This window comes from Amycolatopsis lexingtonensis (genome assembly GCF_014873755.1).
GTDB lineage: Bacteria > Actinomycetota > Actinomycetes > Mycobacteriales > Pseudonocardiaceae > Amycolatopsis > Amycolatopsis lexingtonensis.
This window is the reverse complement of sequence record NZ_JADBEG010000001.1, coordinates 7,416,823-7,434,275: the sequence shown is the minus strand read 5'-3', so window position 1 is coordinate 7,434,275 and position 17,453 is coordinate 7,416,823. Positions and strand designations below refer to the sequence as shown.

Annotated in this window: 14 protein-coding genes; 5 read left to right on the top strand and 9 right to left on the bottom strand. The window is 70.1% G+C overall.

Annotated features, from left to right (window positions below; translation table 11 throughout):
* Positions 1–4: 4 nt before the first annotated feature.
* Positions 5–1,312, top strand: coding sequence for an amidohydrolase family protein (locus H4696_RS34260; protein ID WP_086856507.1), 1,308 nt, complete (start codon positions 5–7; stop codon positions 1,310–1,312).
* On the opposite strand, the gene H4696_RS34255 is transcribed toward H4696_RS34260, so the two are convergent.
* The 5 genes from H4696_RS34255 to H4696_RS34235 form a co-directional block, all read right to left on the bottom strand.
* Positions 1,309–1,986: an SDR family oxidoreductase gene (locus H4696_RS34255; protein ID WP_086856506.1), complete on the bottom strand. Its 678-nt coding sequence runs from the start codon at positions 1,984–1,986 to the stop codon at positions 1,309–1,311. The genes H4696_RS34260 and H4696_RS34255 overlap by 4 nt on opposite strands.
* 13 nt (positions 1,987–1,999) lie before the next feature.
* Positions 2,000–3,595 (bottom strand): DUF7850 domain-containing protein, encoded by a 1,596-nt coding sequence (locus H4696_RS34250; protein ID WP_086856505.1) that lies wholly within the window; start codon positions 3,593–3,595, stop codon positions 2,000–2,002.
* Positions 3,596–3,683: 88 nt separating this feature from the next.
* On the bottom strand, positions 3,684–5,747 hold the full coding sequence (locus H4696_RS34245; RefSeq protein ID WP_086856504.1) for a PhoX family protein: 2,064 nt from the start codon (positions 5,745–5,747) through the stop codon (positions 3,684–3,686).
* A 141-nt stretch (positions 5,748–5,888) separates the two neighbouring features.
* Positions 5,889–7,106 (bottom strand): MFS transporter, encoded by a 1,218-nt coding sequence (locus tag H4696_RS34240; RefSeq protein WP_086856503.1) that lies wholly within the window; start codon positions 7,104–7,106, stop codon positions 5,889–5,891.
* Entirely contained in the window at positions 7,103–7,624 is a 522-nt protein-coding gene (locus H4696_RS34235) for a MarR family winged helix-turn-helix transcriptional regulator (RefSeq protein WP_249026849.1), read from the bottom strand. The genes H4696_RS34240 and H4696_RS34235 overlap by 4 nt, the downstream gene beginning before the upstream one ends.
* 67 nt (positions 7,625–7,691) lie before the next feature.
* Between H4696_RS34235 and H4696_RS34230 the strand changes: the two genes are divergently transcribed.
* Positions 7,692–8,336 (top strand): HAD family hydrolase, encoded by a 645-nt coding sequence (locus tag H4696_RS34230; RefSeq protein WP_086856502.1) that lies wholly within the window; start codon positions 7,692–7,694, stop codon positions 8,334–8,336.
* Here H4696_RS34230 and H4696_RS34225 read toward each other — a convergent pair.
* The 4 genes from H4696_RS34225 to H4696_RS34210 all read right to left on the bottom strand — a co-directional run bounded on the left by H4696_RS34225 (position 8,323) and on the right by H4696_RS34210 (position 11,397).
* Positions 8,323–9,072 carry a hypothetical protein gene (locus H4696_RS34225; protein WP_143264923.1) on the bottom strand — a complete coding sequence of 250 codons (750 nt, stop codon included), beginning with the start codon at positions 9,070–9,072 and terminating at the stop codon, positions 8,323–8,325. The two genes, H4696_RS34230 and H4696_RS34225, sit on opposite strands and share 14 nt — an antisense overlap.
* The gene (locus H4696_RS34220) at positions 9,069–9,599 is read right to left on the bottom strand and encodes an RNA polymerase sigma factor (protein ID WP_249026848.1); all 531 of its coding nucleotides are present in this window, start codon (positions 9,597–9,599) and stop codon (positions 9,069–9,071) included. Before H4696_RS34220 ends, H4696_RS34225 begins: the two co-directional genes overlap by 4 nt.
* A 91-nt stretch (positions 9,600–9,690) precedes the next feature.
* Positions 9,691–10,779, bottom strand: coding sequence for an inositol-3-phosphate synthase (locus H4696_RS34215; RefSeq protein ID WP_086856500.1), 1,089 nt, complete (start codon positions 10,777–10,779; stop codon positions 9,691–9,693).
* A 72-nt stretch (positions 10,780–10,851) separates the two neighbouring features.
* Positions 10,852–11,397: a PadR family transcriptional regulator gene (locus H4696_RS34210; RefSeq protein ID WP_086856499.1), complete on the bottom strand. Its 546-nt coding sequence runs from the start codon at positions 11,395–11,397 to the stop codon at positions 10,852–10,854.
* A gap of 246 nt (positions 11,398–11,643) precedes the next feature.
* Between H4696_RS34210 and H4696_RS34205 the strand changes: the two genes are divergently transcribed.
* The 3 genes from H4696_RS34205 (at position 11,644) to H4696_RS34195 (ending at position 17,403) form a co-directional block, all read left to right on the top strand.
* Positions 11,644–12,039 carry a DUF5318 domain-containing protein gene (locus H4696_RS34205; protein ID WP_086856498.1) on the top strand — a complete coding sequence of 132 codons (396 nt, stop codon included), beginning with the start codon at positions 11,644–11,646 and terminating at the stop codon, positions 12,037–12,039.
* Positions 12,040–12,106: 67 nt separating this feature from the next.
* The gene (locus tag H4696_RS34200) at positions 12,107–14,839 is read left to right on the top strand and encodes a transglycosylase domain-containing protein (protein ID WP_169734821.1); all 2,733 of its coding nucleotides are present in this window, start codon (positions 12,107–12,109) and stop codon (positions 14,837–14,839) included.
* 137 nt (positions 14,840–14,976) lie between these two features.
* Complete coding sequence (locus H4696_RS34195; protein ID WP_420831521.1) at positions 14,977–17,403, top strand: transglycosylase domain-containing protein; 2,427 nt, start codon at positions 14,977–14,979, stop codon at positions 17,401–17,403.
* The last annotated feature ends 50 nt before the right edge of the window (positions 17,404–17,453 follow it).

Below are 17,453 nucleotides of genomic sequence, written 5' to 3'. Positions count from 1 at the left end.
AGAGATGCAACGCCGTTTCCACGCCCCTGTCGTTCTCCCCGCCGACGCGTCTTGTTCGCTTTTGCGTGACGCGGTCGTCGATGTGGACGCCGATGGGCGCATCTCCTACTGCGGACCGGCGGCCACCGCCCCCGAGTCCGCCGCTCCGGTCACCACCCTGACCGGCATCCTGCTGCCCGGCTTGGTCAACACCCACGCGCACAGCCCGATGACGCTGCTGCGCGGCATGGGCGGCGACCTGCCGCTGCTGCCGTGGCTGAACGAGATCATCTGGCCGGCGGAGGCGAAGCTGCGGCCCGAGGACGTCCGCACCGGCATGCTGCTCGGCTCGGTCGAGATGCTGCGCCACGGCGTCACGACCAGCGCCGAGATGTACTTCGAAGGCGAGCAGCTGGTCGACGCGGTGCTCACGACCGGCGGCCGCGTGCTGGTGGCGCCGCCGGTGATGGAGCTGCCGGGCCTGGACTGGCGGGCCCAGCTGGCCGGCATCGAGCGCTGGATCGACACCGACGGCCTGCGCTTCGGCCACGGCGACCGCGTCGAGCTGGGCTACGGCCCGCACTCGGCGTACATGCTCTCGGCGGAAGCCCTGCGGGCTACGGCGGAGTCGGCCGCTTCGCGCGGCGCGCTGATCCAGATCCACGTCGCCGAGGCGGCTCTCGAGGACACCGCCGTCCGGGAATCGCACGGTTCGGTGCCCGCGCTGCTGAAAGAACTCGGCATGCTCGACGGCCGGGTGCTGGCGGCGCACTCGATCCACCTGTCGGACTCCGACATCGCCCTGTTCGCGGCGCACGGCGTCGGCATGGCGCACTGCCCGGGCTCGAACGCGAAGCTGGCTTCGGGCATCGCGCGGATCAAGGACCTGCGCGCGGCGGGCGTGGCGGTCGGCCTCGGCACCGACGGCCCGGCGTCGAACGACGACCTCGACCTGTGGGAAGAACTGCAGCTCGCGGCCATGTTCGCCCGGCTGGCGACGGGTGACTCGACGGTCCTGACCGCGGCCGACGTCTTCCTGCTGGCGACCCGCGGCGGCGCCTCGGCGCTCGGCCGCGACGACATCGGGGCGCTCGAGGCGGGCCGGTGGGCCGACCTGGTGCACATCGACCTGGACGACCCGGCGTTCGCGTGCGGCCTGGACGTGCCGGACGTGCAGCTGCTGTCGAACCTGGTGTGGGCGGCCGGGTCGCGGCGGGTCCGGGACGTGTGGGTCGCGGGCGAGCAGGTCGTGGCCGAGGGCGAGTCGGTGAAGGTGGACCGGGCGAAGGTGCAGGCCGGGGTGGCCGAGACCGCCGCCCGGCTGCGGGCCTAACGCGGGCGGAGGATGACCTCCGTCTGGTGGGCGTCCGGGGTGGCGGACACCGCCGTCACCACCGCGGTCGCCACCGAGTCCGCGCGCAGCAGGTGCGAGGTGTCGTAGTCGCGGCCTTCGCCCTTGAAGATCTCCTGCTGCATGTCGGTGTCCGTGCGGCCCGGGTACACCGACGTCACGCGCAGGTCCGGCTCCTCCTCGCGCAGGGCGTCGGCGAAGGCGCGGACGGCGAACTTGCTGGCCGCGTACGGGGACCAGCCCGGGCGGGCGTTGAGGCCCGCACCCGAGTTGATCACCACGACGTGGCCGCGGGCCGCGCGCAGCGCCGGGAGCAGCAGGCGGGTCAGCTCGACCACCGCCAGGGTGTTGACCTCGAAGTTGTCCCGCCACGCTTCGGCGGAGGCGTCCTCGATCCGGGCGATGCGCGCGACGCCCGCGGAGTGGACCAGGACGTCCAGCGCGTCGATGCCCGCGACCGCTTCGGCGAGCGACGCCGGGTTCGTCAGCTCCACCGGCCACGGCTGCGCGCCCGGGAGCTCCTTCGCCAGCGCGGACAGCGCTTCGGCGTCACGGCCGCCGAGCAGCAGGCGGTGCGTCGGCGCGAGCTGGTGCGCGACCGCCGCGCCGATCCCGCGGGAGGCGCCGGTCACGAGGGCGAGAGGCAAGTCCGTCATGCCCCCACCGTAACTAGGCGAAGCCGACGTCGACGGTGTGGTCGTCGCGCGCGCCGGGACCGAGCGTCCGCGGGTCCGCGCAGCCCGACACCGGGTCCGCGTCCGAGTCGCGGGCGTCGTCCCCGGCGTCCTTCTTCGTCGGCTTGCGCCCGTCCGCGCTGAAGCAGACCTGGTAGCTGCCGTCTTCGAGGCCGGTGAAGGCGTACGCGCCGTCCGGGCCGGTGACGACGCTGACGCCGTTGCTCAGCACGGCCTTGACCCCGGCCAGGCCGGGTTCGCCCGGGTCCTGCAAGCCGTTGCCGTCGGTGTCGGCCCAGGCGAAGTCGCCGATCCGGTTGGTCGGCGGGGCGAGCCCGAGGTCGACCGTGAAGTCCTCGCGCCCCGGGCCGCCCAGGGTGCGCGGGGCGGTGCAGCCGTCCGGGCCCGCGTCGGAGTCGCGGTCGTCGGCCGCCGCGTCCTTGCGGGTCACCGTGAAGTCCGCCGGGACGGCGAAGCAGACCTGGTAGGTGCCGTCCTTCAGCTTCTCGAAGCCGTACTTCCCGCCGGCGTCGGTGGTCGCGGTGCCGACCGTGCCGCCCGCGCCGTCCTTCAGCGTCACCTTCACGCCCGCGACGCCGGGCTCGCCCGGGTCCTGGATCCCGTCGCGGTTGCGGTCGTTCCACGCGAAGTCGCCGATCTTCGCGATCGCGGGCGGCGGCAGGACGGTGATCGTGGCCGACGCCGTCTTGTCGCCGAGCGTGCCGCCCGCGAACTTCACGCCGGTGACCTTCGCCGTGTTGACGTGCCCGTTGTCGGCCACCGTGAGGTCCGGGTGGTCGCAGGTCAGCTGCTTGTTCGCGCCCGCGGCCAGCGCGAACGGCTCGAACGGCGCCGGGCACCACGGGTCCTGCACCGAGATCCCGGTCAGCTCCTCGGTGCCGTCGTTCGTCACGGTGATCCGGTAGTGCGCGGTCTCGCCGGCGGTGACCGTCGCGAACGAGCCCCACGCGCCGGTCGCCGGGTTCTGCACTTCCTTCTTCACCGAGTACGCGGCGAGCTTGAGGTCGACGCAGTCCCAGCGCAGCCGTTCGAGGCTGGTGCCGGCGAAGAACTTCACCGCGGTGGCCTTGGCCGGGGCCGTCGCCGCCGGGAAGTCCTGCCGGGCGAGGTGGCCGTCGCTCGCGTTGTGGTCGACCGCGAGCTTGTTCTCCTGCACCTGCGCGCCGGACGCGTCGAAGAACCGCAGGCCGGTGGCCGCGCCGTTGCCCGGCGCGTGCGAAGCGGTCCAGACGCTCAGCGTGTAGACGCCGCCGGGAACGAACTTCTCGGTCTGGACGGCGGTGCTGGCCTTGCCGTCCGGCGTCTGGATCACCGCCGACCGCTGCCCGTCGACGGCGTACGCCTGGTCGGTCAGCAGCTTGGGCGCCTTCGCGGCCGGCGTGCCGGGCGGAACGGGCGCGGCCGGGGTGAACACGTACCCGTCGGGAGCGCCGTTGCGCGCCGTCTCCTCGACACTCGGGTTCGCCGCCACCCCGCCGCACGACGGAGGTGGCTCCGCGGCGGCCGTGGGTACGACCGTCCCCGAGAGCGCCACCACCGCCACTGCCACCACGCGCGCCGAACGGACCATGCTTCGACTATGGCGCGTGGCACCGGCCCGCACCGGGCGAGAACCGTCCACTTAAGAGTGAACATCGGCCGGTGCGGGCCGGTTTATGTCAGCGCTCGCCGATGCGGCCGGGCAGCCCGAAGCGGCCCTTCTTCCACACCGAAACGATCGACGGCCGCGGCTGCGCGGTGCCGCCGTCCGGCCAGTGCGACGTCGGGTTCGCCGAGCTGGCCGCGTTCTCGCCCGGGTGCTGCACCGCGACGAGCACGAGGTGGTCGGTGACGACCGGGCCGCACGTCTCGGCGCCGACCGGCACCGAGAGGAACTGCTTGACGTGCCCGCGCTCCGGCCCGGTGACCGGCACCGAGAAGAGGCCGTCGTTCGCGCCGAGAGCGTTGCCGTCGGTGGCGATCCACAGGTTGCCGTACCGGTCGAAGGCCACGTTGTCCGGGCAGGAGATCGGGCTGACCTGGTCCTTCGGGAAGCCGCCGAAGTAGGTGTCGGCCGCCTTCGGGTCACCGCAGACCAGCAGCAGCCGCCAGGAGAACCGGGTCGACGCCGCGTCGCCGCGGTCCTCCTCCCACTCCAGGATGTGCCCGTTCTTGTTGCCCACGCGCGGGTTCGGCTCGTCGGCACCGGCCTTGCCGGTCGCGCCGCGGTCGGAGTTGTTGGTCAGTGCCGCGTAGATCCGGCCGTTGACCGGGTTCGGCTCGATGTCCTCCGGCCGGTCCATCTTCGTGGCGTTCACCTTGTCCGCGGCCTGGCGGGTGAAGACGTAGACCTCTTCGGCGGTGAATCCGTCCACAAAGGACTTGTCGCCGCTCACCAGCGGGATCCACTCGCCGCGGCCGTCGAACTCGCCGTCGGCGGGCAGCTTGCCGGTGCCGTCGATCTCCGCGGCCGGGCTGTCACCGGTGAACCGGCCGACGTACAGCGTGCCCTCGTCGAGCAGCGCCGAGTTGTGGCGCCGCGCGTGCGCGCTCTTGCCGGGCTTGTACTTGCCCTTCGAGACGAACTTGTAGATGTATTCGAAGCGGCTGTCGTCCCCGGAGTAGACGGCGACGTGGCCGTCCGCGGTGATCTTGACGTTCGCGGCTTCGTGCTTGAACCGGCCGAGCGCGGTGTGCTTGACCGGCGTCGAGTCCGGGTCGTTGGGGTCGATTTCGACGACCCAGCCGAAGCGGTTCGGCTCGTTGGGCTCCTGCGAGACGTCCCAGCGCTTGTCGAACCGCTCCCACTTGCGGGTGCTCGTGCCGCTGCCGATGGAGTAGCGCTTGAGCCGCGCCGCCTCGACCGGGTCGGTGACCTTGTCGGAGTTCGCGAAGTACTGGTCGAAGTTCTCCTCGCCGGAGAGCACCGTGCCCCACGGCGTCACGCCGCCGGAGCAGTTGTTCTGCGTGCCGCGGACCTTGCGCCCGGTCGGGTCGGCCGACGTCTTGAGGAACTTCGAGCCGGCGGCCGGGCCGCGCACCTCGAAGATCGTGTCGAGCGTGATCCGGCGGCCGTAGCGGCTGGGGACCACCTCGAGGCCGCCGCGGACCGGGTCGCGGCGGGTCAGCAGCACCGAGAGACCGTGCGCGGCCCAGGCGATCTTGACCTGCTCCTCGGTCGGGTTCGCCGGGTCGTACTGGTCGGCCGGGAACATGTGGACCTCGGTCGTGTACTCGTGGTTGACCACGAGCAGGTTCGTCAGGCCCAGCGCGTCCTGCGGGATCAGGCCGACGAAGTCGTTGTTGTAGCCGAACTGCTTCGCCTGCGCGGCGGCGGTCTGCTTGGTGAAGTCGAACTTCGGCGCGCCCGCGACGACCGGGTCGCCCCACCGGACGACGACGCGCTGCGCGTAGGCGTCGGGGATGCTGACCGCGTCGAGCTTGTTCGGCGGGACCGGGTCGAAGTCGGTGCCCGGCACCGGGCGCGACGGCTGGGGCTTCTCGAGCGGCGAGGCCGCGGCCGTACCGGACAACGCGGCGAACCCGCCCGCGGCGGCGGCCATCACGGCTCCGGCCTTGAAGACCCGGCGGCGGGAGATGTCCTTGACGACGTCACCGAAGTACTCGTTCCCGGAGTCGTTCGCCTCGGGGTGGGCGCACGCGTTGCCGCAGCGGTACTCGCAGGTGATCGGGGAACGGCCGCCCGGATGAGCGGCGAACAACGGGAGCAGGCGGTCGGGCACAGCGCCTCCATGGTGGGGATTCGGGAACGAACCGAACCTAAGTGCCCAAAACCAGTCTTTCCGGACTTCTGGGTGAACAACGGGTGTACAGCCGACAGCCCCGGGACACGGATCCCGGGGCTGTCACGGTGGGTGCGGAACTCAGAACTCTTCGCCGACGAGCACCGCTTCCCGCGGCACGGTGTGCGGGTCGGCCTTCTTCTCCCGCAGCGAGAGCAGCGCACCGGCGACGACGCACAGGATGGCCGAGACGACGAACGGCGCCTGCGGCGAACCGAACCACTCGGCCACGTGCCCGACCAGCGTCGCGGCCACGGCGCCACCGAGCCAGCGGCAGAAGTTGTAGCCCGCGCTGGCGACCGGGCGCGGCGCGTCGCTGATCGACATCGCGGTACCGGTGAACAGCGTGTTCAACAGCCCGGACACCAGCCCGGAGACGATGATCCCGGCGACCAGGACCGGCTTGCTCGGCACCGCGAGCACCAGCATCAGCACGGCGTAGCCGAAGACGGCGGCCGCGGCCGCGTGCCGCTCGCCGAGCTTGGCGGCCAGCCGCGGCGCGAGGGCGACGCCGGCGACCGCGACGCACAGGCCCCAGCCGCAGAAGATCAGCCCGACGGCGATGGCGCTCCAGCCGAGGACGAACGGCGACCAGGCCAGCACCGCGAAGAACGCGGCGGTGTACAGCGCCGAGGCGACGGAGGTGCGCAGCAGACCGGTGTGCTTCAGCGCGCGGAGCGGGTCGAGCAGCTTGATCGGCTCGCGCTTCTCGTGCTTGTCGCTCTTGAGGAACACCGCGCACAGCACGAGCGCGCCGGCCATCAGGATCGCGGTGCCGAGGAACGGGCCGCGCCAGGAGATGCTGCCGAGCAGCGCGCCCAGCAGCGGGCCGACCGACAGGCCGACGCCGAGCGCGGCTTCGTAGAGCAGGATCGCGCCGGACTGGCCACCGGTCGCGGCCCCGACGATCACCGAAAGCGCCGTCGCGATGAAGAACGCGTTGCCCAGGCCCCAGACCGCGCGCAGCCCGACGAGCTGCTCGATCGACCCGGCGGCCGCGCACAGGGCGGTGGCCGCGACGATCAGCGTCAGCCCGACCAGCACCGTGCGCTTGGCGCCGAACTTGGCGCTCGCCGCGCCGGTGACCAGCATCGCGATGACCTGGACGCCGAGGTAGGACGAGAAGAGCAGGGTGACCTGGGACGGCGTCGCGTCCAGGCCCTTGGCGATGGAAAGCAGGATCGGGTCGACCAGACCGATCCCCATGAAGGCGATGACCGCGGCGAACGCGGTGATCCACACCTGCTTGGGCTGGCCCTTGACGGCGTCCAGCAGGCTCGAGTGGTGTTCAGCGCTCATCGCTGATCAGTTCCTCCTTCTTGGTGTCCACGAGCAACTGTGTCTTCTGGGGCCGGGCCCCAGACCCCAGCCGGGGGGGCAAGCCCCCCTGGACCCCCCAAAAGCAACTTGGCGAGAGCCGGGAGGGCGGCTTCGATCGCGGCGCGGTCGGTGTCGTCCATCGCGATGAGCCGCTCGCGGAGGAACTCCTCGCGGGCGGCCACCGTCTCGGCGTAGAAGCGGCGGCCCTCGCCGGTGACGTCCACGAGCACCGCGCGGCCGTCGGCGGGGTCCGGCATGCGGGTGGCGAGGCCGAGCCGTTCGAGGCGGCCGACGACGTCGGTCATCGACGGCAGCTTGACCTGCTCGAACTCGGCCAGCGCGCTCATCCGCCGCGGCCCGCCGTTGACCAGCTCGCTCAGCACCGACCCCTGGGTGAGGGTCAGCGACAGCTGCGGGGTCTGGCGGCGCACCTGGTGATACAGCCGGAAGACCAGCGGCCGCAGCCGGTGGGCGAGGTCGGCGATCGGGGAATTCACTTAGCCAGGCTAACAAAAATTAGTAAGGGTGGCTAAGTAACTCCTCTCACAAGCTACGCTCGGGGGCATGGACGCGGTGATCTTCGACCTCGACGGCGTACTGGTGGACTCGGAACGGATCTGGGACGAGGTGCGCCGCGCGGTCGTCGCCGAGCACGGCGGCACCTGGCGCGAGGAGGCGACCCGCGCGCAGCAGGGGATGAGCACCCCGGAATGGGCCCGCTACCTGGTGGAGGAGCTCGGCGCGCAGCTCACGCCACCGGAGATCGCGACTTTGGTGGTCAAGCGGATGGCCGCCCGGTACGCCGCGGAGCCGCCGCTGATCCCGGGCGCGGTGGACGTCGTGCGGCAAGTCTCGGCGAAGTGGCCAGTGGCGATCGCGAGCTCGTCGCCGGTGATCCTGATCAAGGGCTTCCTCGACGTGACCGGCCTGCCGGTCGGGGCGGCGGTGTCGTCCGAGCAGGTCGGCGCCGGGAAACCGGCACCGGACGTCTACCTGCGGGCCGCCGAGCTGCTGGGCGTGGCGCCGGAGGACTGCGCCGCCGTGGAGGACACGACGAACGGCCTGCGGTCCGCGCTGGCGGCGAAGATGGCGGTGTACGCGGTGCCGAACCCGCACTTCCCGCCGGATCCCGAGGTGCTCGCCCAGGCGACGGCGGTGGTGCCGGAGATCACCGGCTTGCCGGGTGCGCTTGGACTCAGCCCACGCTGATACTGCCGCTGCGGACAACCTGACCACTGTGGGCATCGAACCGTACCGGCGGTTTACCAGCGGTGATGTCGGCCAAGAACACACACATACCGAGCATCTGACCAACCCTCGCCGCTTGGGACAGATCCCCTTCCGAGTTGTAAAGACGGAGTTCCCGCACCGTGCAGTCGGCGAGGTAGATCGCACGATCGGCCGGCAGCGGCCCCCCCTCTTCACCTACTTGTTGCGCGAAAATAACTTGATTTGCATCCGTTCGGTAGAGGGCACAAAGCGGTGACCTCAACCCGAATTGGGGAGCATTCTTGTCGAATGGCTGACCATCGGGCATCGCCGCTACACAAAACAGCGGCCAGTTCAGGTTTTGGTGACTAGTGAACGCATAAGCCTTCCAGGTGTCTGTCTGCCCTGTGAAACTCATGAGTCCGACCGGCCCACCGTTGATCGAGGGTACGGCAGACGGGACGTGCTGAGGCGCCGCAACAGTTACCGTCGTCGTTGCGGGGCTCATGGGTGAGGCCGGCGTCGGAGGTGAAGCCGTGTTCAGCTGGTCACCTACCAGCACGCTGATCAAGACCGCTGACGCCGCGGCGAGCGGGGCGAGCCACACCGCGCCCCGGCGGCGGCGGGGGCGGTGCTGCCGGCGCAACTGCTCGGCCCACGCCGCGTCGAGGTTGGGCGTGACCTTGTCGGCCTCTTCACGCAGTGCGTCGGCCAGCTTGCGTTCGAGGTCGGTCATCGCTCACCTCCCAGGTCGTCCCCCAAGTGCTTGCGCAGGTTCTCCATCGCGTGGTGCGTGGTCGCCTTGACGGTGCCCGGCGAGATGCCGAGCGTCTCCGCGATCGCCGCCGTGCTGAGGTCCAGCCAATACCTCAGCACGAGGACCTCGCGCTGTCTTCTCGACAGCTTTTCGACCACCGCGCGCAGCTGCTGGTGCTCCCAGTTGGCCACCGCCCTGACCTCGGCCGACAGCTCGTCCGGCGGCCGCTCCTGCGGGGTGCGCCGGACCACGCGCAGGTGCCGCGTCCGCGACCGCGACATGTTCACCACGGTCGTGCGCAGGTAGCCGGCCACCCGGCTGTGGTCGGTCAGGGTGTCCCAGCGCTGGTGGAGCTTGACGAAGGCCTCCTGGGCGACGTTTTCCGCGTCGTCCGCGCCGAGCAGGTGCGCCAGCCGGGTCATCTGGCCGAAGTACTCCCGGAACAGGTCGTGGAAGGTCGGCGCGCCCAGGTCCCCCGGCGCGCTCTCGCCCACGCTCGCACTCACACCCCGCCAACGCGCACCCCGCCCCACCGGTTTAGTCCAGCACGAGAAGAAGGCCGCCACCAGCGGTGACGGCCTTCTGCTCAGCGGAGGATCAGCGCTCGGCCTCGCCGCGGATGAACTTCTCCACGGCGTCGCGCGCGGTCGAGTCGTCGTACTGCTCCGGCGGCGACTTCATGAAGTACGACGACGCCGACAGGATCGGGCCGCCGATGCCTCGGTCCTTCGCGATCTTCGCGGCGCGGACCGCGTCGATGATGATGCCCGCCGAGTTCGGCGAGTCCCACACCTCGAGCTTGTACTCCAGGTTCAGCGGCACGTCGCCGAACGCGCGGCCCTCGAGCCGGACGTAGGCCCACTTGCGGTCGTCGAGCCACTGCACGTAGTCCGACGGTCCGATGTGGACGTTGCCCTTGCCGAGGTCGCGGTCGACCTGCGAGGTGACGGACTGGGTCTTGGAGATCTTCTTCGACTCGAGCCGCTCGAGCTCCTTCATGTTCAGGAAGTCCATGTTCCCGCCCACGTTGAGCTGCATCGTCCGGTCGAGCTGGACGCCGCGGTCCTCGAACAGCTTCGCCAGCACGCGGTGCGTGATGGTGGCGCCGACCTGGGACTTGATGTCGTCGCCGACGATCGGGACGCCGGCGTCTTCGAACTTCTTCGCCCACTCGGGGTCGGAGGCGATGAACACGGGCAGCGCGTTGACGAACGCCACCCCGGCGTCGATCGCGGCCTGGGCGTAGAACTTGTCCGCCACCTCGGAGCCCACCGGCAGGTACGACACGAGCACGTCGACCTCGGCCTCGCGCAGCGCGGCGACGACGTCGACCGGGGCCTCGTCGGACTCCTCGATCGTCTCGCGGTAGAAGCGGCCGAGCCCGTCGTGGGTGTGGCCGCGCTGGACGGTGACGCCGAGCGGCGGCACGTCGGCGATCTTGATCGTGTTGTTCTCCGAGGCGAAGATCGCCTCGGAGAGGTCGCGGCTGACCTTCTTCGCGTCCACGTCGAACGCGGCGACGAACTCGATGTCGCGGACGTGGTAGCCGCCGAAGTCGACGTGCATCAGACCGGGGACGCGGGTGGCCGGGTCCGCGTCGCGGTAGTACTGGACACCCTGGACCAGCGACGCCGCGCAGTTGCCGACGCCCACGATGGCCACCCGTACGCGGCGGTTCTCGCCCATGGGGGTTTCTCCTTCAATCCGTGTCTGTTCAGTAGGTCTGGTGCCGCGACGCTGCGGCCCGGGCCGAGCGGCTCAGGTCTCCGGACCCTGCCGTTCGGCTTGTTCGTGCGCGATCAGCTCGTTGAGCCAGCGCACCTCCCGCTCGCTGGTCTCCAGCCCGAGCCGGTGCAGCTCGCGGGTGTAGCGATCGATCTTCTCCTCGGCCCGCGACAGCGCCGCCCGCAATCCCTCGCGGCGCTCCTCGACCCGGCGGCGGCGGCCCTCGAGGATCCGCATCCGCACGTCGGCCGGGGTACGCGAGAAGAAGGCCAGGTGAACACCGAAGCCTTCGTCGTCCCAGGTCTGCGGCCCGGCGTCGCCGAGCAGCTCACCGAAGCGCTCCTTGCCCTCCGCGGTGAGCTTGTAGACCCGCCGTCCGCGCCGCGACCACGCCCGGTCGTCGGCCTCGTCCAGCTCTTCGACCAGGTACCCGGCCCGCAGCAGCTTCCGCAGGGTCGGGTACAGCGAGCCGTACGAGAACGTCCGGAGCGTGCCGAGCGTCTCGTGCAGCCGCTTGCGCAGCACGTACCCGTGCATGGGCGCTTCGTGCAGAAGACCCAGGATCGCGAACTCCAGCACACCGCACCCCCTTCCGGGAACAAACCGGGACGACGCGCGTTGCTCCGAACGGGTCGCCTCGATCCAACCTACTCAGCCACTATATCGCGCCGATACATCGAAGTGGCGAAGCTAACGAGCCCGGTCACTCCGCAGTGGGCGAAATTCACCGGAGAGTTATCGAACGTCCGGCGTGTCCACCCCGGTCGGGCAGGCGGCCGCGCTAGGGGGCGTGGACGACACAGGAAGAGCCCGTACTCTGTCCTGGTGATTAACCAGCGGCAGGTCGTGGACTACGCGCTGCAGCGCCGTGCGCTGCTGGCCGAAGTCCGCTCCGGGCGCGTCGGCAGCTACGAAGCCTGCGACGCGAGCCCGTACCTGCTGCGGGCGGCGAAGTTCCACGGCCGGGCCGGTGACCTGCCCTGCCCGATCTGCCGCCAGGAGCCGCTGACCCTGGTGTCCTGGGTCTACGGTGACGAACTCAAGCACGTCGCGGGTTCGGCGAGGACACCCGAAGAGCTGGCCAGGATGGCCGGCATGTTCGCCGAGTTCACCGTGTACGACGTCGAAGTGTGCCGCGCGTGTCACTGGAACCACCTGGTCCGGTCGTACGTCCTCGGCACGGGGGAACCGGCCGGTCCACGAAGGACCGCAGGCCGGTGAGCTGGATCACAACCGCTGAAGAGCGCAGAACGGCGCCCCACCGGGCGCCGGTCTGGGAGGCCCATTCGTGAACGACGACCGCAACCGCTCCTGGCCCGGCCAGGAGCCAGATGCACCTCGCCGTGCCCAGTCAGGCCCGTGGCCGGGGGAAGACCCCGGACCGGCGTGGCCCGGCGAAGAAGCCCCCCGCCGCCCCCAGCGCAACACCCCGCCTCGCGGCAACCCGCGTGGTGGCGGTGGCGCGCCCGAGTGGCCGTCCGGCGACGAGGGCGGGCCGCAGTGGCCGGGCGAAGAGCCGCCCCGGCGGCCGCAGCGTCCCGCCGGGCAGCAGGGCATGCCGCCGCGGCGGGCCGTCCCGCCGCCCGGCCAGCGTCCCCAGCAGAGCCCGCCGCCCGCTTCGCCGCCGGAGGGCTTCCGCCAGCCACGCGGCGGCCGGCCCGTGCCGCCTCCCGGCCGCGAACCGGACCTCATCACCCACCACGCGCACAACGGCACCGACGACTTCGGGCGCGACCCGTACGACGACGGCTACGACGACGCCGCGTTCAACGAGTTCGCCGACGACGTCGAGCCCCAGGAGGAGCTCGACGAAGACGGCAAGCGGGTCCTGACCCCGGCGCAGAAGAAGAAGCGCCGCTGGAAGATCGTCCGCCGGGTGGCGTACGCCTGCGTCGGCCTGTTCTTCGTGGTCCCCGCGATCGCGTTCGTCATCACGTACTTCCTGGTCGACGTGCCGACGCCGGAGAGCATCAAGTCGCTGCAGAACCAGCCGATCACCTACTACGACGCCGGTGGCCAGGTGATGGGCCGCGAGCTCCCGCCGGGCGGCGACCGCCAGCTGCTCAAGCCGGGCGAGGTCCCCGAAGTCGTCAAGCACGCCGTGTACTCGGCCGAGGACGCGACGTTCGAGACCAACTCCGGCTTCGACGTCACCGGCATCCTGCGCGCGGTCTGGAACCAGGTTTCCGGTGGCCAGGGCGGTGGTTCGACCATCTCCCAGCAGTACATCAAGCAGGCCACGCAGAACGACGCCCCGACGCTGACCCGCAAGTGGACCGAGCTGGCGAAGTCGTTCAAGATGAACAACCAGCAGTCCAAGGAAGAGATCATCACTTCCTACCTGAACATCGTCTACTTCGGCCGCGGGGCGAACGGCATCCAGGCGGCCGCGAAGGCGTACTTCAACAAGGACGCCAAGGACCTCAACGCGTCCGAGGCCTCGCTGCTGGCCGGCCTGATCCAGGGCCCCGGCCGTTCGGAGAACCAGAAGTACGCCCAGCAGCGCTGGACGTACGTGATGGACCAGATGGTCGCCAACAAGTGGCTGCGCGCGGACGAGCGCGCCGCCGCCCAGTACCCGACGCCGATCGAGAAGAACGCGAACAAGGAGGAAAACTCCGGGAAGATGACCTACCAGCTCCAGCAGCGGATCAAGGACGAGCTGGCAGCGAAGGGTTACGACGAGAACAAGCTGTTCTCGTCCGGAGCGAAGATCTACACCACGATCGACCCGGCGGCGCAGGCCGCGGCGGAGCAGGCCGCCCAGGAGGGCATGAAGGGCCAGACGGACGAGAACCTGCTCAACGCCCTGGTCGCGGTCAACCCGAAGTCGGGCGGCGTGATCGCCTACTACGGCGGGCCGGAGCTGGTGAAGGACGCGAACGGCAAGAACCAGATCGGCCAGGACCGGGCGAACCAGGCCCGCAACCCCGGTTCGTCGGTGAAGGCGTTCGACCTCACGGCGTTCCTCAAGATGGGCAAGGGCCTCGGCGAGACGTTCGACGGCTCGAACAACCGGGTGCTCGGCGGCCGCACGGTCCGGAACGCGGGTGACAGCGCCAGCTGCGGCAAGGACTGCACCGTCGCCAAGGCGATGGAGATCTCGGCGAACACCGTGTTCTACGACATGGTCCTGAACGTGACGAAGCCGTCGCGGGTCGCGGAAGCGGCGAAGGAAGCCGGGGTCCGGGTGGCGCCGGAGGGCAAGAGCGTCCTCTACACCGACGACAACAACATCTCGCTCGGTGGTGGTGGCACGGCCGTGACGCCGGAGGACATGGCGGCCGCGTACGCGTCGTTCGCCAACGGCGGCACCTACCACGAGCAGCACTTCGTCGCGAAGCTGACGAACAAGCAGGACGAAGTCGAGTTCGACGAGAACAACATCAAGACCAACCCGGCGTTCTCCGACGACGCGGCCAAGAGCCAGCAGATCGCCGGCAACGTGACCGAGGCGCTCGTCCCGGTCATCGACCACTCGAAGCTGAAGTGCCCGACCGGCCACGAGTGCGCCGGCAAGACCGGTACGCAGCAGTACACCGCCAAGGACGACGACCCGGCGTCGTACAAGGACCGCAACGCGCAGACCTGGATGGTCGGCTACACGCCGTCGGTGTCGGCCGCGGTCTGGGTCGGCGGCGACGGCAACAAGCCGCTGCACGACCCGAAGAACAAGCCGATCTTCGGTGCCACCATCGCCGGTCCGACGTGGCAGAACTTCATGAACCTCTACCTCAAGGGCAAACCGGGGGAGAAGTTCGACAAGGTCGCGCCGATCGGCAAGGACGTCAACGACGTGACCACGACGCCGACGAAGACGTCGGAGGCGCCGAGCACGACGACGACGCCGCCGTCCACCACCGAGACCCCGCCCAGCACCGAGTCGTCGAACACGGAGACGACCACGCCCCGGACGAGCCGGAGCAGGCCCGGACCGGGCGAAACCCCGACGTTCCCGCTGGGCAACACCGCGGGTGGTGGTGGCGGGCTCGCTGCCCCACCGGGCGCCGGCCCGGGCTGACCGCAGGGCCCTCCGCGATCGCGCGGAGGGCCCTGAGTCGTTTTCGGGGTGATCATCCGGCAACCCACCGGCGTCACACGCGTCCTTTCTCGAGGGGGTGGCGGCTGTCGCTGCCCGCGAACCTGGAGGACTGCCCCGTGCCCGACGATCGATCCCGCTCCTGGCCGCCGGGCCAGGGTCCTGATCCGCGCCGTCGTGGGCCGTCCGCACCGCAGGGCCCGTACGGTCAGGGCCCGCGGCGCCCGGTGCCCCCGCCGCCCGGCCGCCCGCAGCAGCCGCCACCGCGCGGGTACCGGCCCGAACCGCCGCCGATGAGCGGCGGCCCCGAGCTGATGACGCACCACGCGTACGAGGAGCCGTCCGGCTACGACGACGTCGAGCCCGAAGGCGACGGCAAGCCGGTCCTGACCCCGGCGCAGAAGAAGAAGCGCCGCTGGAAGATCATCCGGAGGGTCGCCTACGGGTTCTTCGGGTTGTTCTTCGTGGTACCCGCGATCGCGTTCGTCATCACGTACTTCCTGGTCGACGTGCCCTCGCCGACCGAGGTCGCGCAGAACCAGAGCCAGGCGGTGACCTACCTCTACGCCGACGGCTCGCCGATGGGCAAGGACGTCCCGCGCGGCGGCAACCGGGTGCTGCTGACACCCGACCAGATCCCGGACGTCATGAAGCACGCGGCGATCGCGACCGAGGACGACTCGTTCGAGACCAACTCGGGCTTCGACGTCGGCGGCCTGCTGCGCGCGGTCTACAACCAGGCCACCGGCGGCACCGGCGGTGGTTCGACGATTTCGCAGCAGTACATCAAGAAGGCCACCGACAACGACGCGCCCACGCTCACGCGCAAGTGGACCGAGCTGGCCAAGTCCTTCAAGATGAACCAGACGTACGAGAAGAAGGACATCATCACCGCGTACCTGAACATCATCTACTTCGGGCGCGGGGCGTACGGGGTGGGCGCGGCGTCGCAGGCCTTCTTCCACAAGGAAGCCAAGGACCTTTCCTTCTCGGAAGCCGCGTTGCTCGCGGGCCTGATCCAGCAGCCGGGCCGGTCGGAGAACCCCAAGGTCGCGAACGACCGCTGGAACACCGCGCTCGACCGGATGGTGAAGAACAACTACATCAGCGCGGCCGACCGCGCGGCGGCGCAGTTCCCGACGCCGATCCCGCTGGAAGACAGCAAACAGCAGGCCGGCGCGCCGCCCGCGTTCGTCGTGCAGCAGGTGAAGAACGAGCTGGCCGCGCACGACATCCCGGAAGACCGCTACTACGCCGGCGGTTTCGTGGTCCAGACGACGATCGACCCGAAGGCGCAGCAGGCCGCCGAGCAGGCCGCCACCGACGCGATGAAGAACCAGGTCGACGACAACCTGCTCAACGCGCTCGTCGCCGTCGACCCGAAGACCGGCGGCGTGCTCGCCTACTACGGCGGCAAGCCGATCATCCAGGTCAACGGCCAGGACCAGGCCGGGCGCGACTGGGCGGACACGCCGCAGAACCCGGGTTCGTCGATGAAGCCGTTCGACCTCACGGCGCTGCTCAAGATGGGCAAGGGCCTCGACACCACCTACGACGGCTCCAACAACCGCGTCTTCGACGGCCGCGTCGTGCGCAACGCCGGCCCGGGCAGCACCTGCTCGCAGCAGTGCACGGTGTCCGAAGCGATGATGCGGTCGGCGAACACCGTCTTCTACGACATGGTCCTGCACGACACCAAGCAGGGCCCGGTCAAGGAAGCCGCGAAGGAGGCCGGCGTCAAGGTCAAGGAGGACGGCGGCCAGTCGATCATCTCCACCAAGGACAACAACATCTCCCTCGGCGGTGGCGAAACCCAGATCACCCCGCTGGACATGGCCGCGGCATACGCGACCTTCGCGGCCAACGGCCAGCAGCGCGACCGGCACTTCGTCCAGAAGGTGACCAACGCGCAGAACGAAGTCGCGTGGGAGGCCGCCACCGACGCGAAGGCCGTGTTCGACAGCGACGCGGACAAGAGCAGGCAGATCGCCGGCAACGTCACCGAAGCGCTGAAGCCGGTCATCGACTTCTCGCACCTGAAGTGCCCGAACGGCCACGAGTGTGCCGGGAAGACCGGGACGCAGCAGCACACGAAGGTCGCGGGCGAGCCGGCGTGGGCGGCGAACGCGAACTCGCAGACGTGGATGGTCGGGTACACCCCGTCGGTCTCGGTGGCGGCCTGGGTCGGCGGCGACGGCAACAAGCCGCTGCACGGCAAGAACAACTCGCCGATCTACGGCTCCACGATCGCCGGCCCGATGTGGCAGAAGTTCCTTTCGCTGTACCTGACGGGCAAGCCGGGCGAGCGCTTCGACAAGGTCGAGCGCATCGGCGGCGAGGTCGCACCCCCGCCGTCGTCCGAAGTGGCGACGACGACGGAATCGGCCCCGACCGACGAGAACCCCGACGGCGACCCGGGCGACCAGGGCCACGGCCCGGGGCACGACGGCGACCAGCCGCCGTCGAAGGAGAGCACGCCGAAGCACCCGAAGCCGACGACGAGCCCGAAGGAAACTCCGACCGATACACCGGACCCATCGGCGTAACCGGCTGAACCACGGTGGGCGGCGGTACGTGTGCCTCCCGAGAGGACTGC

Bases quoted from the DNA above. Each gene is read 5' to 3' on its own strand.
- H4696_RS34260 (WP_086856507.1), top strand. From the start codon at position 5: ATGCAACGCCGTTTCCACGCCCCTGTCGTTCTCCCCGCCGACGCGTCT.
- H4696_RS34255 (WP_086856506.1), bottom strand. From the start codon at position 1,986: ATGACGGACTTGCCTCTCGCCCTCGTGACCGGCGCCTCCCGCGGGATC.
- H4696_RS34250 (WP_086856505.1), bottom strand. From the start codon at position 3,595: ATGGTCCGTTCGGCGCGCGTGGTGGCAGTGGCGGTGGTGGCGCTCTCG.
- H4696_RS34240 (WP_086856503.1), bottom strand. From the start codon at position 7,106: ATGAGCGCTGAACACCACTCGAGCCTGCTGGACGCCGTCAAGGGCCAG.
- H4696_RS34230 (WP_086856502.1), top strand. From the start codon at position 7,692: ATGGACGCGGTGATCTTCGACCTCGACGGCGTACTGGTGGACTCGGAA.
- H4696_RS34225 (WP_143264923.1), bottom strand. From the start codon at position 9,072: ATGACCGACCTCGAACGCAAGCTGGCCGACGCACTGCGTGAAGAGGCC.
- H4696_RS34215 (WP_086856500.1), bottom strand. From the start codon at position 10,779: ATGGGCGAGAACCGCCGCGTACGGGTGGCCATCGTGGGCGTCGGCAAC.